Below are 17820 nucleotides of genomic sequence, written 5' to 3' on the forward strand. Positions count from 1 at the left end.
CCACGACGGGGCAGGGGACGGAACGGCTGGAGACACCTGTGCGGGACGGTTTTTCCGAGGGATTCCTCACGCGGCTGGCGCACGACGCGCATCCGGTGGACCTGATGTGTCTCTGTCCGCTGCACGGCTCGGTCGACCGGATCCCAGGTCTGTTGGAGGCCGTTCTCCGTGCCGTTCATGACGACGTATCCGCCCGCGTCCTTCACGGTGCCCACGTCCTCACCGGGGACGCCGACCACCAGTCAACAGGCGTGCTTGGTGTGAGGGGCGCCGGAGCCGTTACCTACTGGCGAGCTCCGCGACATCCGTCGGCGGATCAACGCGTACCGAACACTGCTGTGGTCGCTCTAGATTCGGCTCATGGAAGAGATCAGCTACCAGGCGGCCGACGACTGCACCCTGTACGCCACCGTCACCGGAGAGGGGCAGGCCCTGGTTCTCCTGCATGCCGGTGGCCCTGACCACAAGAGCATGCTCCCGCTGGCCGAGCGTCTTGCCGATCGCTTCACGGTCGTACTGCCCGACCTGCGAGGCTACGGCCGGTCGGTCTGCACGGACCCGGCCCGCCATACCTGGGCCCAGTACGTCGAGGACGTCATGCGACTCCTGGACCACCTCGGTATTGCCCGTGCCGTACTGGCCGGCGCGGGCCTGGGCTCCACGATCACGCTTCGGACGGCCGCCGCGTACCCGGAGCGGGTCCTGGCAGCTGTGCTCATCGGGGTGGAGGACATCGAGGACGACGAGGCCAAGAAGGCCGAGATCCGCTTCCTCGACGAGTTCGCCGCCCGCGTCGAGGCTGACGGCATCGAGGCGGGCTGGGAGCCCATCCTCGCCGGATTCCCTCCCGTTGTCGGTGCCATGGTGCGCGACGCCATCCCCCGATCGGACCCCGCCAGCATCGTGGCCGCAGCCGCCATCGGCCACGACCGTTCCTTCCGGAGCGTGGACGAGCTCGCGACGATCACCGCACCGACCCTCATCTTCCCGGGCACCGACCCACGCCACCCCACCGCTCTCGCCGAACAGGCCGCCGAGACCCTCCCCGACGGACAGCTGGCCATGATCCCGATCGGCGACGACCTCAGGACCGCCGAGGACCTCGCCCGCGCCACCGCTCCCGCCATCCGCGAATTCCTGACCGGTCGATCCTGAGGGCCAAGAAAGCAGGGGGTGCCGGATGGGGCTGATTCCTTTCCCGGGCGACGGACGCGTCAACAGTTCGGATGTCTCCTGGTCCTACAGCGGTTCTGCCGAGGTCAGCCGCCGTCTGGCCGAGACCGGAGGGTTTGTCCCGGGGCAGAGAACGCGCCCGCGTCCTGAAGCAAGAAGGGCATCCGCTGGGGGCGGACGCCGCCGCAGCCACGGCCTGAACGACCTCTGCGACCCGGACGGTCGGAGCCCGCCTTGAACCTGATGCGCAGCGAAAGCCCGTGGTGGTGCGGCCGTGGGTCCGGCATCATCGCCGTGTGATCGTGATGCAACCCGTCCTGGAGATCGTCGCCGCCGACGGCTTCGCGCTCTGGCCGATCGGCGAGCACGAGTCGTACGGCTGTCTCGCGCTGCACGGCCAGCTGACTCCGGAGCAGGTCGGGACGGCGATCATGCGGATCGCCGAGTGCAACGACTTCGAGCCGGAGGAGGAGTACGGGCCGTGCCCGAGCGACCCGATCGGCGTGTTCCTGCACGGGATGCTCACCATGCCCGACCTGTTGGCCGCCGGCGGATTCCGGGTGACCGACGACGCCACCGGAACCGTCTTCATCGACCCGGGCTGCTGCAACGGCCTGGAGACATGGAGGGAATGGCTGGAGGTGCTCGACGGCACCGGCTGGGCGTCATTCGGACACGACCCGTCCTCGATGGCCGAACGCGTCGGCGACACCGTCCGGTTGACGCTCGACGCCCACGCGGGGGACGACAGCCCGGTGATCGACCTGCCGGTGGACGAGGTGCGCGCCCTGGTCACCGGCGCCCAGCAGGACTTGCGGGACTTCCACGACCTCGCCGGAAGCTGGGCCGCGGACCACCTGCCCCCGTACGCCACCGCCGTCACCGCCGCCTTGGCCCGGGCCTTGGACCTGGAACTCACACAGTGACCAGCTTCCTGACCCACCGGGCGCGCGTGCACGACGCCCGGCTCCCCCTGCACCGCCGGCACAGCGCGTTGCGGACCTGTCTCACCGTCTTCGCGCCCTACGGCCTGCGGGCCACGTACCACCACCTCACGCTCAGCGCCGCGATTCCCCGGCGGCTGGAGGCCGATCCGGACGCGCTGGTGCGGGCGGTGGAGGAGCTGCACGAGGCGCGGGTGCTGTGGCTCGCGCGGGCCAGGGAGTATGCCGGGCAGCGCCGGGCGGAGAAGCGTGCCGGGCGGCGGGCTGTGCCGAACCCTCGGCCGTGGTGGCTGCGGTGCTGGTGGGAGGGATCGGAGCGCGCCTGGTACGACGAGCCGTTCCGCCACCCGCCTCTGCGGCTGCCCGAGTACGTTCGGCGGCAGAACGCGCTTCTCGACGGAGCTGAGCTGCCGGGTTGCCCGGCGTGCGGGGACGAGGGACCGCTGGAGCCGCATTCGACCGGGCACGGATGGGTGGAGCTGTGCGGCTGCTGCGCGTGGGCGCCGACGCCGTGTCCGTGCGGGCGGCGCCACCAGCTCGTGCCGACGACCCCGTACAGCTGGAAGGCACTGTGGCGGCGGGCGCACATGAACGATGACGGCACTCCGAACCCCCATTGGCCCGCGGGCCGACCAGTCGAACACGGCGCGGCGGGCACTCGGGATGCGCACCTCCCCTGTGGGGTTACTGGGTTCTTCTCCGCGCGGCACGAGTAGGAGGCGTACGCGAACTCATGAGCAACCTGTGTGAGGTTGGCTCCGGCACGTCGACGTGCGTGCGGGGTCGGCCACGGCTGCCGTGAACCGCGTCGCGACCGCCGCGACCGCCGCACGCAGTTCTTCGCCGCCCTCGACCCGGAATGCGAACGGCAGCCTCGCGAGCCATTCCTGCGCGTACATGGCCGGGTTGCGCGTGCTGCCGACCAGCACGCACCCGCCTCCCAAGGGTTCGAGCCGTCCCATGGGCGGCTGGATCCAGGGGGCCACCTCGGTCAGCGGGAGGTCGAACACCACCCGCGTGGAGAATTCCCATCCGAGGCCCAGGTTCTCCTCCAACACCGCCACCGGATCGAGATTTTCCGGCGGTTCGAACCCGTGCCCCATCCTCCGGACGGCGTGGACCCGGTCGACCCGGTACGTGCGGATCGCGTTCGCGCGGTGGGAATGGCACAGCAGGTACCAGCGCCCGTAACGGACGACGAGGGACCAGGGATCGACCTCCGCCTCCCACTCGTCGCCCGCCTCGCTGCGGTACGTGACCGACACGCGCTCCCGGGCGGCGACGGCACCGACGAGCTCGCCGGTGACGGCCGGATCCGGGCGGGCCGAGTACGGGTCCGGTGCGGCCGACGCGTACTCCCGCAGCATCGCCGCGTGGTGGCCGACGCTCTCCGGCAGCGCCTTGACGACCTTGCCCAGGGCGGTGCTGACCAGGTCGTCGGCGTCGGCCGCGCCCGGCTGGCCGCTGAGTACGGCCATCACCAGGCCGAGGGCCTCCGCCTGCGTGAAATGCACGGGGGGCAACCTCGTCCCGCGCCCCAGCCGGTAGCCGCCGTGCGGCCCCCGGGTCGACTCCACGGGGATGTCGGCCTCCCGGAGTATCCCGACGTAGCGGCGCGCCGCCCGCTCCGTGACGCCCAGCCGTTCGGCGAGTTCACCGGCTGTCGTACCGGGCCGGGTCTGGATGATCTCCAGGGCACGCAGGGCTCGCGCGGTGGGGCTGAGATCGTTCGGCACGCAAGCAGGCTAGTCCGCTCCGCTGCGCCCGGGCAGACGAGTCCGTGGGAATCCCCGGCCCCGTGAGGAGCGAGGGCGCGCGCAGGACGGTGCGTTCCCCCTCGGCCCGCACGGGACTTCGGCGGGCGCTCGGGTGATCGCCGTACGAACCGGCAGTGGATCGTCCGGATCTCCTCCTACGGTGACCTTCGTGCGGCACAGGAGTGCGGCGGAAGAAGGGGAACTGACCATGAACATCCTGCTCATCGGTGGCCTGTGGCTGGACGGATCCGTGTGGGGCCGTGTCGCCTCCGCGCTGGAGGCACTCGGCCATCGCCCGGTGCCGCTCACCCTCCCGGGCCAGGGGGACGGCTCCACGTCCGCCACGCTCGACGACCAGCTGGAGGCGGTGCTCGCCGCAGTGGACGCCGCGCCCGGCAGGCTGATGGTGGTGGGGCATTCCGCCGCCTGCTCGCTGGCCTGGCTGGCCGCCGACCGACGGCCGGGGCGGCTGGCCAAGGTCGCCCTCATCGGCGGCTTCCCGTCCTCCCACGGCCAGTTGTACGCCGATTTCTTCGAGGTACGGGACGGCGTCATGCCCTTCCCGGGCTGGGGCCCGTTCGAGGGGCCGGATGCCGCCGACCTCGATGACGAGGCCCGGCGGGAGCTGGCGGCTGCCGCGATCCCCGTACCCCAAGGTGTGGCCCAAGGCGTGGTGCGGCTGGCGGACGACCGGCGGTTCGACGTCCCGGTCGTGGTCGTATGCCCGGAGTTCACGCCCGCGCAGGCTCAGGAGTGGATCGACGCCGGCGACGTCCCGGAACTCGCCCGGGCCAAGCACGTCGACCTCGCCGACATCGACTCGGGCCACTGGCCCATGATCACCCAGCCTGCCGAACTGGCCCGGATCCTGGCCACGGCAGCCGACGCGGCGGCCGATGGAACGTGAAGTGGCCCGGCCCGCCGGTGCACTGACCGTACGGAAAATACGGCCGCTGGCGCCGGGACGTCGCGCCGCGTTGACCATGCTCGTCACGCTGCTCAAGCCGGCGGGCGCCGCTTACTCTGGGCGTCACCGCGACGGGCCGCGAGGATTGAGCTGCCCCAGCCGGTCATGCGCCCGCGGTGAACGCCGGCCGCTGGTCGGTCCGGCGGGACACGGATCGGTCGGCCGTGACCATGTTCTTCCCGCTGCCGACAACCCGACTCGCCCCCATCACCGGCGCCCCCACTGCCCCGAGTCCCGCCACCACCACACGCCTGCCGACGTCCATACTCCGGCAAATGGGAGCAGTGCCCGGCTGCGGTGGTAGCCCCTTGCGCAACTCATACGGTGACGTGAAGACAGTCCTTGAGTGAGTGTCAGGTCCATCATGCCTGTTCGGAGGTGGTTTTCGGTAGGACACAGCGCACGTCCGTTTGTTCTTGTGGCAGTTGGTGCCGCGCGTCAGACTCGACGTCATCCACTCTCCGGCCAACGTGTCGGCAATCGTGCTCGGTTGTCGGCGCGGTCGGCGTGCTGTCTCACCGTGTGACGTGCATGGGCAGGGGGGTGGCGTGATGGAGGGGGATCGATGGATCAGGACATGGTCGTGCTGGCGAGGGTCAAGCTGCTGAGTGCCAACAGGCGGGTGGTGCGTGGCGCCGAGGGGCTGTGGATCTACCGTCTGCTGACGCAGGTCGAGCCGGAGACGTACGGGTCGAAGCTGGCGTACGTCCTGGTGGAGGCAAGCGCGTCGCCGCTGCTGCGGGAGTTGGCTGAGCGACGCCTGGCCCTGTTGGACGAGGCCGTGGAGGTGGCGAAGGCCCTCGATACGTCGAACCCTTACCGGGCGAAGATGCTGGCGAGGGCGCTGGCTGCCAGGGAGTGGGAGGTGAAGGGCCGGGCGGCGGAGCCGCTCGCGTCCGAGTCGTCTGAGTCATTTGAGCCGTCCGAGGTGTTCGAGGTGTCCGAGGTGTCCGATGCGGTAGGGCGGGAGCCCCGAGTGGCGTCTCATGGGGAGTCGCGACAACTCGCATGACCGCGGTAGTCCCCTGATGCACGGCCCGCGGTGTGGGGTTCCGACGGTGGTGGGAACCCCACGCTCGCGACGCCCGGCGCTGAATCGCAGCTCTGGTTTTGAAGGACGAGCCTTGCCGTCCTGCGGCCTGGGGGACCGCCAGGACCAGTCACTGGCCCTTCTTGTTGAACCAACCGAGTGACTGGACGACGGACGCGCCGATGACGAGGATGCCGATCGGAACGATCGTGAACCAGGTGGCGTCGGCCTGCGTGGCCGCGAGCAGGGCGATGGCGCCGATGGCCAGTGCCAGGAGCACGAGCATGCCGACAAGGACACGAATCTTGGAAACCACCGCAGAACTCTCCCCTGTTCAGCTGAACTCATTGACTGGACAGAGTCTCTCCACGCTGCATTCCGGAGGCGCCAGTAGAACTACGTAATCGCATACGTACGTTCCCCAGCCAGGGCTGGGCGCTGCGACGGTCATCCGTGATGGTGTGCCGCAGCGAAGGTGTCGGCAAGGCTGGTCAGGATCGAGCCGGACCAGTCGCTCTCCCCGAACACGCTGACCGGCATGGCTAGCACGCCGTACTCGCGCCGAAGTGTCTGCGCAGGGATCTCGACGGGGAAGAAGTAGTTGCCGGGACAGGTCCGGCTCGTCTCGGGAATCGCACCGAGCACTTCGTTCGGCAGTCGTTCGAACAACTGCTCAGCTCGTGCGGTCAGTTCGTCGATGACCTGCCGGGGCACGTCGCCGTGCTCGGTCAGCAGACGGTCGGCGAGCCTCAGCTGAGCCGGCGTCGGCGGATCCGCTCTGAACGCTTCGGCCAGTTCGGTCTGGCCCCGGCCCAGCAGGACCACGCCGAACGTGCGTGGCCACAGCCATCCCTTGGTCACCGAATGCAGCAGGACCGCACGACCGGTGTCGAGCAACCGTCGTGTGCCGGCGGCGAGCGGGGCTCCCAGGTCGTAGACGCTGTCGATCAGCAAGCGGCGGCTCGGTGATTCCCGCAACCACCTGGTCACCGCCGCGCACTCCGCATCGGACAGGTAACGGCCCAGCGGCTTGCTGGGGTTGGCGAGCAGCAGGTACTCGGGGCGGTTGTCCGGCGTCGGCGACGTCGGCAGGATCGGCGCCGGCAGCGTCGGGTAGGACAGGGGCTCAAGACCGGCGGTCCGGGCCAGCTCGAAGTAGACCGGGTAGACGTCGCCGGGCAACCACAACCGCGCTCGCACGGCGCGCAGCCAGGGGAACACCACACCGAGTCCGTGCCGGACCCCTCGGCAGACCATGGCGTGGCCGGACCACTCTTCCGGCAGCTCGAAGCGCCGCAGCCAGGCACGGGCGAGATCGCACCGGTGCACCGTACGCACGTCGGTCGGGGGCTCCGGCCGCAAGGGTGCGAGGGCTCTGTACACGTTGGTCTCGGCGGCGTCCAGCAGTGCCGAGGAGGCGCCGAGCTGTCGCTGCCGGAATTCCTGGAACTCCTGGAACCCCTCGAACCTCATGCCGCCGCACCTTCCGGCACGATCTCGCTGGCCCGGTCCTCCAGGGAGGCGTAGCAGCGTCCGTCGGCCATGACGTTCCAGCTTCGTGCGATGCCGTGGGTGCGTTCCCAGAGCAGGCTGGGCTCGGTGTAGGCGGCGATCCGGATCGGCCGTCCGTCCCAGCTGCCCTGGTAGACCGGCGCGCCCCAGGGCAGGCGGCTCGCCAGTGCGAAGCCGTGCCGCTCGGCGAACCCGGTGACGACGGACAGCGAAACCTGGTGGTCTCGGCTCCAGACGTTGGCCGTGCGGTCGAAGTACAGCGACTCGGTGCTGGTGGATACGTAGAGTTCCTTGAAGCAGACTTCCTCGACACCGAGAGCCACGGCCCACGAAAGGTAGTCGGCGACCCCGGCCGCGTCGGCGACACCGCCGTGCTGGAGCACGCAGATCAGTCTCATCCGCAGCCCCGGCCAGCGGTCCCGTTCCACACGCCAGGTGTCGATGACAGAGCTCACCGGCGTGCGCAGCATCATGAGCCGCTCGTTGACGGTGTCGTCGTGATGGTGCCGGGAGACGGCGAGCACGCTCAGCCCCGCGGTGCTGAGGGCTGCGAGGCGGTCGGCCCGGTCGGCTTTCTCGGCTTTCGCGAGGGTGTGCGCGTTGGTGATCAGGACGACCTTCGGGAAGGCCGCGGAGCAGGCGGACACCAGCCGCACCTGCTGGTCGAACGGTATGAGCGTGGGCTCCCCGCCACCCGTGATCACCGCACGCTCGGCACCTGCCGCACGGGCGCGCTCCAGCCAGAGGGCGACCGCGTCCCACGGGACCCGTGCCGGCGCCTGGTCGCTGGAGATCGAAGCGGAGGAGAAGCAGAACGAACACCGGGCCTGGCAGGCGGAGGCGACCGGAAGGATCGACACCGAGCGAGGTCGCGTGTCGGCGTAGCGACGCAGCGCCGAACCCTGCAGGTGCAGGGAGGCGGCCATCGCGTCCTCGACGGTGGTCGGGCGCAGGGTGAACTCGTCGCTTGCCGCATCTGCTGCGCTTGCCGCGTCTGCACTGCCCGCTTCGTCGAGCTCGTGGACCGCTGACAGCCGGATGCGAGCCTCGTGCAGCTCCATGCCGAGGCCGGTCGAGACGTTGGGCACCAGCTCGTCGGGGTCCACCATGGTTTCCAGCACCAGCAGCCGGTCACCGGGAATGGCCAGACGGTCGAGCAGACGTCGCGCCTTGCCTATGCCGATTCCCAACTCCGTACGCGTCAGCAGATGAAACCGGTCGGGATAGGTGCTTTCCGGAATCCCCGCCTTGCCGTAAGCGAACGCGTACTTGTCGAATCCCTTCGCGAAGTTCGACAGCACGATGACGTGGAAGCGCTGGTCGCTGTGGTTCATCCCGTCATCATGCTTGACAGCCTCTATTGTCTGAAAGCGGGTTAATCCAGCGATCGACGCAAGGCCCGCGCCGCGTTCGGGAACCAGCTGGTGCCGCATCAGGCATCGTTCGCCCGGTAGCGAGGCACCATCTGCCGACGGCTTCGAGGCGTCCGTGCGATGGCACTACCGGCGTGTAGGGCCGGATCACGGACAGGAACCAGAAGACGCACACGGATACGGATACGGACACGGAGGCAGAGTGCTCGCCAATCTTTCGGCGCTGGCGGCCGGCAGGCGTCATTCGGTCGGGCGGCGCTGGGACGGGACCGTTCTTGCTGTGGGTCATACCGCAGCCGATGAATGCCGTGTCGAGCGCTGGGCGGATGTCGTCGCGGTGGCGGCCGGGAACGTCCATACGGCGAGGAACACGGGCAAGTCCCATACGGTGGGACTCCGGTCGGACGGCACGGTGCTGGCCACGGGGTGGAACGGCGACGGGCAGTGTGATGTCGCCGGATGGCGTGGAGTCACAGCCGTGGCCGCGGGATGGCGCCGTACGCTCGGGCTGCTCCGGGACGGCCGCGTGCTGGCAGCCGGCCGGAACTCGGAAGGGCAGCGCGACGTACAGTCCTGGCGAGAGATGGTCGCCCTGTCGTGCGGTGACTGGCACTCGGTCGGCGTCCGGTCGGACGGTACCGCCCTGGCGGTGGGCAACAACCGGCGACGTCAGTGCGCCGTTGACGAATGGCGTGACCTCGCCGCCATTGCTGCCGGGTATGTCCACACCGTGGGCCGCACGGCCGACGGGAGGGTGGTGGCGACCGGAGACAGGACCACCGGGGCGTGCGAGGTCGATGCGTGGGAGGAAGTGGTCGCGCTCGACGCGGGCAGCTACCACACCGTCGGGGCCACTGTGTCCGGGCGAGCCCTGGCAACGGGAGACAACAGCCACGGACAGTGCGAAGTCGGCGATTGGTGCGACATCATCGCCGTGGCGGCCGGTTCGACGCACACCCTCGGCCTGCGTGCCGACGGCACGGTCGTGTCGACCGGGAACGACGCCGACGGACAGTGCGCGGTCGAATCCTGGTCCGGAGTCCGGGTTCCCCAAGCCTCCGTGCCGCACCTGCGGAGCGCCCCCAGAACGCCGATGCCACGGGCTCGTCGGTCACCTTCTTGACGGCGCGCAGGCCGCCCGCCGGCACGTACACCGCCGGTCGATTCGCCGGTGGCGAGGTAGTGGGGGGAGCCGCCGGGCGAGGAGATGTCCGGCGGGGTGAGTCGGCCGGGACCGAGGGCTGGGGACCTGGATACATACAACTCGCGCGGCGCCACGCCGGGTTGGTCGCACGCACGCGCACGCGCCGCGGAGGACGGGGCGCCCCCCCGTCCTCCGCCGACGTGTCCGCCAAGGCGTCACGGCATCATCTCGTACGCCTCCGACAGAGCCTCCACGCGCTGCCAGACCCGCTCCGAACGCGCCCCGTCGACGACAGGGCGCCGAACCGCGCCGAGCGCCCAGCGCTGCTGCTCCTCGGTCGCGGAGTCCTTGCCGTGCAGTTCGACGGCGTGGGCGGAGAAGTCCCGCACGAGGACGGCGAACAGCTCGTCGAGCACGTCCGCGTCGAGCTCCGACAGGGCCGCCTGCTCCAGGACCAGCTGCCCGTGCACGACGAGCGCGAAGAGCTGGCCGACGGCGAGGAGCAGGTCGAGGTCCCGGCTCTGCCTCTCGTCGGGCGCGGCCGTGAGGACGAACTCGCAGAGCGCGTCGGCCTGTTCGCGGAACCGGGCGACGTTGGGCAGGTGGGCGTACGTGTCGAAGGCCGGCCGCCAGTCGTGGAAGCGCACCGAGCCGAGACCTCGGGCCGGGCCCTGCCGGAAGAGGAAGGCGTCGTCGGCCGCGTCGAGGCGGGTCGGGACGGGCTCGTACGCCACCGGGTCGAGGAGGTGGTTGCGCATGAACTTGAGGATCAGCGCCAGGTTGACGTGGACGGTGCCCTCCAGCTTCGGCAGGCCGCGGATCTCGACGGCGGCCTGCGCGAAGTAGTTGTCCTTCTCGAAACCCTTGGCGGCGATGACGTCCCACATCAGGTCGATGACCTTCTCGCCCTCGGTGGTCACCTTCATCTTCGTCATCGGGTTGAAGAGGAGGTAGCGGCGGTCGTCGGGGCCGGCGGTGCGGAAGTAGTCGACGGCGCGGTCGCTGAACAGCTTCATCCCGACGAGCCGGACGTACGCGTCGGTCAACTCCCGCCGCACGTGCGGGAAGGCGGTCACGGGGCGGCCGTACAGGATGCGGTTCTGCGCGTGGGTGACGGCCTCGTACATGGCGTGTTCGCAGATGCCGATCGAGGCGGTGCACAGGTTGAACTTGCCCACGTTGACGGTGTTGAGAGCGGCGTCGAAGGCGGCGCGGCCGGTGTGCAGGACGTCGTCCGGGGCTACGGGGTAGTCCTCCAGGCGGAACTCGCTGACGAACTTCGACGAGTCGACGACGTTCTTGACCAGGTGGTACGCCGGGTGACGGCTGTCGGCGGCGAAGAAGACATAGCCGTCGGGGCCCTCGATGTCGGTGCGGCGGCCGAAGACCGAGACGAGCCCGGCGGCGTTGCCGTTGCCGATGTAGTACTTGGAGCCGGTGGCCCGGAAACCGCCCGTGCCGTCGGGCTCCAGGAGCATGTCGGTGGAGTAGATGTCGGCGCCGTGCGCCTTCTCGGACAGGCCGAAGGCGAACACCTCGCCCTGGGAGAGAAGTTCGGCGGCGCGGGCACGGGCGGCGGGGTTGTCGCTCTGCCAGACCGGGCCGAGTCCGAGGATGGTGACCTGCCAGGCGTACCAGTAGTCGAGGCCGTAGAAGCCGAGTATCTCGTTGAGCGCGGCGATGCGGGCGGTGTCCCAACGCTTGTCGTGCTGGCCCTCCGCGGCGGCGGAGGCGGGCGTGAGGAACGTCGCGAAGAGCCCTTCCTTGGCGGCGAAGGCGAGGAAGTCGCCGAGCCAGGCACGGGTCCGGTAGTCCTCGATCAGTCGGCGCTTGCCCCGTTCCTCGAACCAGTCGACGGTGGCGCGCAGCAGCCTGCGGGTCTCCGGGTCGAAGTGCGCGGGGTCGTAGGTCCGCGGGTTGAAGAGCAGCGCGTCGGCCATGGATGCCGCCTTTCGGCTGAGGGGTGAGGGTGGGTGCGGACACGGGTTCCGGCTTACGCCCCCGGTCAAGTCCGGGGCCATCCGCTCGGGTCGTGCCCTGGGGTTGAGTCGTTCGGTTACGTCCCGGCGGTCGGCGCGGTCGGCGCGGTCGGCGCGGTCGGCGCGGTCGGCGCGGTCGGCGCGGTCGGCGCGGTCGGCGCGGTCGGCGCGGTCGGCGCGGCCGGCTCGGTCGGCCGCTCAGTGACCGGGGGCGAAGCCGGCGAGTGTGGCGAGTACGTCGTCGAGCCAGGCGATCATCATGCGCTCGTACGCGATGCCGCCGCGCAGCACGACGTGCTGGAGTTCCCGTTCGGCGTCGAGCGGGCCGTCCACCGGGGGGTCTCCGAAGTCGCGGGCCGCGCCCGCGAGGTAGTGGTCCAAGCGGTCCGTGTGCGCCTGCCGGTGCCGTTCGACCTCGCTGATCAGGGCGGCCGGATCGTCGAAGGCGGCGCCGCGGATCTTCACCGCGAGGTCGTGGCGGACGCTGTCGGGCTCGGTCGGTTCGTGGAGCCACCCGGAGAGGGCGTCCCGTCCTGGCGCCGCGACGGAGTACTCCTTCTTGTCCGGACGCCCGTACTGCGGGACCTCCCGGACGTCGACCCAGCCGTCGCTCTCCATCCGCTTCAGTACGCGGTAGATCTGTTGGTGGGTGGCGGTCCAGAAGTACCCGATGGACCGCTCGAACCGCCGGGCCAGCTCATAGCCGGAGCCCGGCTTCTCCAGCAGGGAGACGAGAATCGCGTGCTCGAGCGCCATGTGCACGATCCTGCTATGCACCTCGTTGCATAGCAACGCCGTGGCGGTGAGACGCCGCTCACCCGGTGTGGGTCGGGCTGACCGTCGCCTTCGGAAGGCGTCCGTGACGTCACGCGTCTGACTCGCTTCGGTCTGACGGTGGCCGCGGAGGCTGACGCGGCGGCGGCTTCGGTTCGGTGCGGTGCGGTTCGGTTCGGTCCAAGGTCGGCCCGCATGCCATCACCGTCCCAGAGGGCGGAGAAACGTCCAGGTCACAGTGGGTGGCTCATCTCAGCGTCCCAGGAGACGCCGGTGCGCTTGCCGTCCTTCGGAGGGGACCCCGATGCTGATCCGCGTAGGGCAGTCGGGGAGCGGCGCGGTGCCGCTCCCGCTCCCTGCCGACGGTCACGCCGGGGGCGGGCCGAGTCGGCACGTACACAGGAATGGAACTGCATACGCATGATGAAGTCCCGAACGAACCGGACTGCCTTGGCCATCGGCACCGCCGTCCTCATGGCGTCCGGCATGGTCGTCGCGGGGGCTACGACCGCCTCCGCCGATGCTTGCGGGGGTCCCGGCAAGTACCTCTGTGGTGCGGTGAAGAACAGGACCGGCAAGCCGATGCACTACACGATGAGGCTGGGGAGCGGCCCGCACCTGTGCGACGTGTGGAACATCGACGGTGGCACCACGAGCAAGTGGGACCAGACGGAGTGCGAGCAGCAGTCGTTCAACAGGGGGACGATAGGCGGCAACGGCACCGGCCAGGACGTCGATGCCTTCACCTTCGCCACCCACGGCTACCACGAGCGGTTCTCACGTGTCGGCACGTGGCACTGGCGAAAGAAGGGCGTCTGGACGAAGATCCGAAGCGGGGAGATCGCCGACTGCGGCATCGGTGACAACAACGAGGTCTGGTGCACCGTGCTCGTCCAGGTCTGACACAGCCCCGGGCGGTGACGTAGGTGGTGACGCAAGGGCGCGGGCAGCTGGTCCGCGCCCACGGAGCCGACAACCGTCAACAGGGCGTCCCGCTCCGCCTCCGGACCGTAGAACGTCGGCGTCCTTCGACCGGCCGCTGGAGCAAACGCTCGCGAACGGTCCGGACGCCCCCATCGACTACCGGCTCAAGGCGCCGAAGTGGCAGTTCCTGTGCCATGTGGCGGACGGCGGCAGACTGCTGTTGCACGGCTCTGGCGTCCCGGCGATCAGCCGCTTCGGACCCCGACAGCCGGACGACCGCAGCGCGTTCGTCAACCGGCGAGCCGTCTGCGGTCTTCGCCGCCGGCGACGGGCTCTGGCGCTTCGAGTTGTCCGTTCCTGGCCCAGATCCGCGGTCATGACGATGAGCGCGTCCGGATCCGTGCCGCCGCGCACCCGCATGACCTTCCCTGGCACGAAGAGGTGTGACGTGCTGGATCGGGTTGTGCGCGAAGCCGGCGACGGGCTGCAGGACGTTGCCCCGGTGCAGGCCAGGCAGAGCACGGCGGTGAGGGGAGGGCGGGTCAGGCGCGTGTCAGTGGACTCCATCGGAGTCGGCCGGACTGAGGATGTCGAGAAGGCGCCACCGGCGCCGTCCCAGGTGCACATCACCAGCCATCACCGGCCACCGCCGGCCGCACGTGGAAGAAGGAGCAACCAGCATGGCCGTTCAGCGGATGGACAACGTCGGCATCGTCGTCGCGGACTTGGACGCCGCCGTCGCGTTCTTCCTGGAACTCGGTATGGAACTGGAGGGCAGGGCACAGATCGAGGGCCTCGTGGCAGACCAGTGCACCGGACTCGACGGCGTTCGCTGTGACATCGCGATGGTCCGGACCCCGGACGGCCACGGTCGACTCGAGCTGGCGCAGTACCGCAGCCCGGAAGCCATCAGCGCCGAGCCGCGCGACCGGCCGCACAACGTCCTGGGCACGCACCGCGTCATGTTCGCCGTCGACGACATCGAGGACACGGTTGCCCGCCTGCGCCCTCACGGTGCCGCACTCGTCGGCGAGATCGCCCGGTTCGAGGACAGTTATCTGCTCTGCTACGTCCGCGGCCCGGAGGGCATCATCGTCGGACTCGCCGAGCAGCTGGGCTGAGATGGCGGAACCGAGCCGGGAGGTCGGACGCTCCGAGCGTCGACAGTGTGGAGGCGCACTTGGGCACTGCTGAGGCAACTCGGCGACCCGGACCATCGAGACTGCCGACCGGCACTGCGTCTACGGCGAACTCGAAGCGCTCGGCAACGTCCCAGTCTCCGTGCACCTGCTGTGGACTCGATACGACGCCGGCAGCAACCTCGGATCCCACTACTCCGCATACCCCGATGTGGTGGACCCGCCTCTTTGATCGGCTGTGAGAAACCCTCGCAACGGCTGGCCCCGCGCCTCGCGTTCGGCGACGACGATGACGACAGAAGCTGCACGTCACCAGATTGCGCACGCTTCCCATGGGGCCCATGATGGAGACAGAGCGAGTGTGTCGGAAAGCGGCGCACACCCCAGAGCCGTGCACCTTCCCGGCAGGCTCACTCATTGACGGCCTCCAACGCTCTCAAGGTCAAGGCCGTTCAGACGGCGCTGGTAGCAGCCGGAATGAAATTCCCCGAGTTGACTGTAGTTCGGGGCTGCCTGTTGGCGAAGCCGCGGCCCGCACGTCTGCCGAGCAGACGTGCGACGCGCCCCACGCACCCCCGACGCGGTCCCTCACTGAAAGGAGGGAGCGCTATGTCTGCGTTGGCGCCCTTCCCAGGAGCGACATTCTTCCGCAAGGGACAACGCAGTCCCGTGATCAGCGCGATGGGTAAGCGCCTGGTAGCGGAGGGGTGCGGGAAGTACCGGGAGGGCCCCGGTCCCGTGTGGACCGAGGCCGATCAACAGTCGTACGCCGCCTGGCAGCGCAAGCTCAAATTCGCGGGGGCCGATGCCAATGGCATTCCAGGAAAGACCTCCTGGGACCGGCTCCGCGTCCCGAAGGCTGTCGCGCCCCCAGCTCCTGGCGGCCGCGTCGCATCCCCTGTACCGGGAAAGGGCGTCACCACCCCCTACCGGAAGAAAGGGCCCCATTGGAGCCTCGGTTACCACACCGGCGCGGACTACGCTGCTCCGAAAGGCGCGCCATGCGTCGCGGTGCGCAGCGGTTCCATTGTCCGCAGCGGGAACGACGGCAGTTTCGGCCTCTTCCTCGTGCTACGCGTCGGCGGATTCGACTTCTGGTACTGCCACCTCTCCAAGCAGATGGTGACCCGGGGTTCCGTGAAAGCCGGCGACAAGATCGGAGAGGTCGGCGACACCGGAAATGCCACCGGCCCTCATCTGCACTTCGAGAAGCGCCCGGCCGGAGGCGGCTTCGGCTCCGACGTGGCCCCCACCTGGTAGTCGGCGGAAGAGCCGTCACGCGGTGCCGTTCGGACAGCCGTCCCACTCGGAGTAGCGGGGCGGAGCGTGCTCCGGTCCCGGATCTCGGTGTTCGCCCGGGGACTCGCAGATGGCAGGACCCCCCCGCCGGACCTGCCACCTGCCGTGCGACGCGAACTCCCTGGTCCGCCCGGTGGTTCTGGGACAGGTTCCGCACCAAGCGGTCCCCACCGTGTGCAGTGCCGGCTGGGTGTAGATGTACTCCCGCTTGGTGAGCCCCTCCACCGAGTCCGACCAGCCCGGCCAGCCACTCATCGAGCTGGACGCGGCGAGGGCGGGCGCGTAGGGCGGGTGGGTGTTGCACTTACGGCTCACCGGGTGGACCCCCTCCGTGATGATCTCTCCGAGTCCCCACCCGGCCTGCTTCAGCCAGGCTCCGCGGTCCTCGGGGTCGCGGACGGAGGCGTGGCCCCGGATCAGGTCGTCCTGGCCCTGGTCGGCGAGGACCTGTGACGCCGTGGCGACGAGTTCGCGCGGTTCTTCGGATTTGTCGAGTTCCTTTTGGTCGGCGGCTCATGGAGCGTGGGTGACGCGAGAGCGCCCGAGCGTTGGTGACCTCAGGTCGCGCTGGCGCGCGGTCCGGCCATGCCCTTGCCATGCGCGAGTTCGACGTCGTGAGAGTTGCTGGTGCGTTCTGCAACTGCATATCCCTGAAGGGTCGCGGGAAGATCCGGAGGAGTCCTCCGGTTGTCGCCGATGCACGCCTGCCATGCACGCTGACCGAAGGGAAAAGTCACTCATGCCCGACACCTTGAAGGAAACCGTCGGACGGTACGGCATCTGGAGCGGCGCCCTCCGCTTCGGGGACCCGTCCCGCGACGGTGAACTCGCCGAGTCGGCAGCAGAGTTGGAGGAACTGGGCTACGGCGCCATCTGGCTCGGCGGCAACACCTCCGCCCGTGACGCCGCCCCGCTGATCGAGGCGACCTCCCGGATCGTGGTCGGCACCAGCATCCAGAGCATCTGGGAGCACGAGCCCGCGGCCTCCGCCGCGAGCTTCTCCGAGCTGGACTCCGCCCACCCCGGCCGCTTCGCCCTGGGTCTCGGCGTCAGCCATGCCAGGTTCGCGGAGCAGTACCGGCGCCCCTACTCGGCCCTGGTGTCCTACCTGGACGCCCTGGACGAAGCCGGCCACCCCGCCGACCGCCGCCTCCTCGCGGCCCTCGGCCCGAAGACCATCGACCTCGCCAGGGAGCGGGCCGCCGGCTCCGTCCCGTACCTGGTCACCGCCGACCACACGGCCGCGTCCCGCGAGCGCCTGGGCGACGCTCCGCTGCTGGCTCCGGAGCTGAAGGTCGTCCTGGAGTCGGACCCGGCCCGAGCCCGCGCCGTGGCCCGCGACTTCCTCGCCATGTACCTGACGCTCCCCAACTACACCAACAACTTCCTCCGCAACGGCTTCACGGAGGACGACCTGGCGAACGGGGGCAGCGACCGCCTCATCGACGCGGTCTACGCCTGGGGCGACGAAACGCGGATCCGCGCCCGCATCGACGAGTACATCGACGCGGGCGCGGACCACGTGGCCCTCCACGTCGTGGACGACGGCACGCCTTCGAGTGCGACTCTTCCGAGGGAGGCCTGGAGCAAGCTTGCTTCTCTGCTGACGTGAGCGAGCCGTCTCAGGTGCCCGGCACCCGGTGACATGCCTATGTGATGGCGGCCGCCAACTCCTGGGTGGCCGCCATCAACCTGTCGTGAAGATTCGAAAACCTAGGAGTGGCCATGACCTGACGGCGTTCATGCCGGCCTCGTCCCGGCTCTTGCGGACATCCAGTCGGCCGACAACGAAAGCGAACTCGTAG

Annotated in this window: 16 protein-coding genes and 2 pseudogenes; 12 read left to right on the forward strand and 6 right to left on the reverse strand. The window is 69.5% G+C overall.

Annotation, left to right across the window (positions count from 1 at the left end; translation table 11 throughout):
- Positions 1 to 360 precede the first annotated feature (360 nt).
- The 3 genes from ACZ9QC_RS41660 (at position 361) to ACZ9QC_RS41670 (ending at position 2833) form a co-directional block, all read left to right on the forward strand.
- Positions 361 to 1155, forward strand: a complete 795-nt coding sequence (locus tag ACZ9QC_RS41660; protein WP_472917883.1) for an alpha/beta fold hydrolase — start codon at positions 361 to 363, stop codon at positions 1153 to 1155.
- 323 nt (positions 1156 to 1478) lie between these two features.
- Positions 1479 to 2099: a hypothetical protein gene (locus tag ACZ9QC_RS41665; protein ID WP_472921961.1), complete on the forward strand. Its 621-nt coding sequence runs from the start codon at positions 1479 to 1481 to the stop codon at positions 2097 to 2099.
- Positions 2096 to 2833, forward strand: a complete 738-nt coding sequence (locus tag ACZ9QC_RS41670; protein WP_472917884.1) for a hypothetical protein — start codon at positions 2096 to 2098, stop codon at positions 2831 to 2833. The genes ACZ9QC_RS41665 and ACZ9QC_RS41670 overlap by 4 nt, the downstream gene beginning before the upstream one ends.
- Before the next feature lie 15 nt (positions 2834 to 2848).
- Here ACZ9QC_RS41670 and ACZ9QC_RS41675 read toward each other — a convergent pair whose 3' ends face one another.
- Positions 2849 to 3853, reverse strand: coding sequence for a helix-turn-helix transcriptional regulator (locus ACZ9QC_RS41675; RefSeq protein WP_472917885.1), 1005 nt, complete (start codon positions 3851 to 3853; stop codon positions 2849 to 2851).
- A gap of 229 nt (positions 3854 to 4082) precedes the next feature.
- Between ACZ9QC_RS41675 and ACZ9QC_RS41680 the strand changes: the two genes are divergently transcribed.
- Both ACZ9QC_RS41680 and ACZ9QC_RS41685 read left to right on the forward strand, forming a co-directional pair.
- On the forward strand, positions 4083 to 4781 hold the full coding sequence (locus ACZ9QC_RS41680; protein WP_472921962.1) for an alpha/beta fold hydrolase: 699 nt from the start codon (positions 4083 to 4085) through the stop codon (positions 4779 to 4781).
- A 625-nt stretch (positions 4782 to 5406) separates the two neighbouring features.
- Positions 5407 to 5853: a hypothetical protein gene (locus ACZ9QC_RS41685; RefSeq protein ID WP_472917886.1), complete on the forward strand. Its 447-nt coding sequence runs from the start codon at positions 5407 to 5409 to the stop codon at positions 5851 to 5853.
- A gap of 148 nt (positions 5854 to 6001) precedes the next feature.
- Here ACZ9QC_RS41685 and ACZ9QC_RS41690 read toward each other — a convergent pair whose 3' ends face one another.
- From ACZ9QC_RS41690 to ACZ9QC_RS41700, 3 genes are all read right to left on the reverse strand, one after another.
- Positions 6002 to 6187, reverse strand: a complete 186-nt coding sequence (locus tag ACZ9QC_RS41690) for a hypothetical protein (RefSeq protein WP_472917887.1) — start codon at positions 6185 to 6187, stop codon at positions 6002 to 6004.
- A 131-nt stretch (positions 6188 to 6318) separates the two neighbouring features.
- Entirely contained in the window at positions 6319 to 7344 is a 1026-nt protein-coding gene (locus ACZ9QC_RS41695) for an aminotransferase class I/II-fold pyridoxal phosphate-dependent enzyme (protein WP_472917888.1), read from the reverse strand.
- The gene (locus ACZ9QC_RS41700; RefSeq protein ID WP_472921963.1) at positions 7341 to 8717 is read right to left on the reverse strand and encodes a radical SAM protein; all 1377 of its coding nucleotides are present in this window, start codon (positions 8715 to 8717) and stop codon (positions 7341 to 7343) included. Before ACZ9QC_RS41700 ends, ACZ9QC_RS41695 begins: the two co-directional genes overlap by 4 nt.
- Positions 8718 to 8958: 241 nt before the next feature.
- Here ACZ9QC_RS41700 and ACZ9QC_RS41705 point away from each other — a divergent pair, with 241 nt between their 5' ends.
- Positions 8959 to 9879 carry an RCC1 domain-containing protein gene (locus tag ACZ9QC_RS41705; RefSeq protein ID WP_472917889.1) on the forward strand — a complete coding sequence of 307 codons (921 nt, stop codon included), beginning with the start codon at positions 8959 to 8961 and terminating at the stop codon, positions 9877 to 9879.
- Positions 9880 to 10115: 236 nt separating this feature from the next.
- On the opposite strand, the gene ACZ9QC_RS41710 is transcribed toward ACZ9QC_RS41705, so the two are convergent.
- Both ACZ9QC_RS41710 and ACZ9QC_RS41715 read right to left on the reverse strand, forming a co-directional pair.
- Positions 10116 to 11840, reverse strand: coding sequence for an acyl-CoA dehydrogenase family protein (locus ACZ9QC_RS41710; RefSeq protein ID WP_472917890.1), 1725 nt, complete (start codon positions 11838 to 11840; stop codon positions 10116 to 10118).
- Positions 11841 to 12077: 237 nt separating this feature from the next.
- Positions 12078 to 12635: a PadR family transcriptional regulator gene (locus tag ACZ9QC_RS41715; RefSeq protein WP_472917891.1), complete on the reverse strand. Its 558-nt coding sequence runs from the start codon at positions 12633 to 12635 to the stop codon at positions 12078 to 12080.
- 438 nt (positions 12636 to 13073) lie between these two features.
- On the opposite strand from ACZ9QC_RS41715, the gene ACZ9QC_RS41720 reads away from it, so the two are divergent.
- The 6 genes and pseudogenes from ACZ9QC_RS41720 to ACZ9QC_RS41745 all read left to right on the forward strand — a co-directional run bounded on the left by ACZ9QC_RS41720 (position 13074) and on the right by ACZ9QC_RS41745 (position 17627).
- A complete protein-coding gene (locus ACZ9QC_RS41720; protein ID WP_472917892.1) occupies positions 13074 to 13556 on the forward strand; it encodes a hypothetical protein in 483 nt (160 codons plus the stop codon).
- A gap of 701 nt (positions 13557 to 14257) precedes the next feature.
- Entirely contained in the window at positions 14258 to 14698 is a 441-nt protein-coding gene (locus ACZ9QC_RS41725) for a VOC family protein (protein ID WP_472917893.1), read from the forward strand.
- A gap of 639 nt (positions 14699 to 15337) precedes the next feature.
- A pseudogene (locus ACZ9QC_RS41730) lies at positions 15338 to 15571 on the forward strand (peptidoglycan-binding protein); the annotation flags it as partial.
- Positions 15572 to 15736: 165 nt separating this feature from the next.
- Positions 15737 to 15976: pseudogene (locus tag ACZ9QC_RS41735) on the forward strand (M23 family metallopeptidase); the annotation flags it as partial.
- Between the two features lie 357 nt (positions 15977 to 16333).
- Complete coding sequence (locus ACZ9QC_RS41740) at positions 16334 to 16468, forward strand: hypothetical protein (protein WP_472917894.1); 135 nt, start codon at positions 16334 to 16336, stop codon at positions 16466 to 16468.
- 286 nt (positions 16469 to 16754) lie between these two features.
- The gene (locus ACZ9QC_RS41745; protein ID WP_472917895.1) at positions 16755 to 17627 is read left to right on the forward strand and encodes an LLM class F420-dependent oxidoreductase; all 873 of its coding nucleotides are present in this window, start codon (positions 16755 to 16757) and stop codon (positions 17625 to 17627) included.
- The last annotated feature ends 193 nt before the right edge of the window (positions 17628 to 17820 follow it).

Source organism: Streptomyces sp. HUAS MS02 (genome assembly GCF_055702265.1).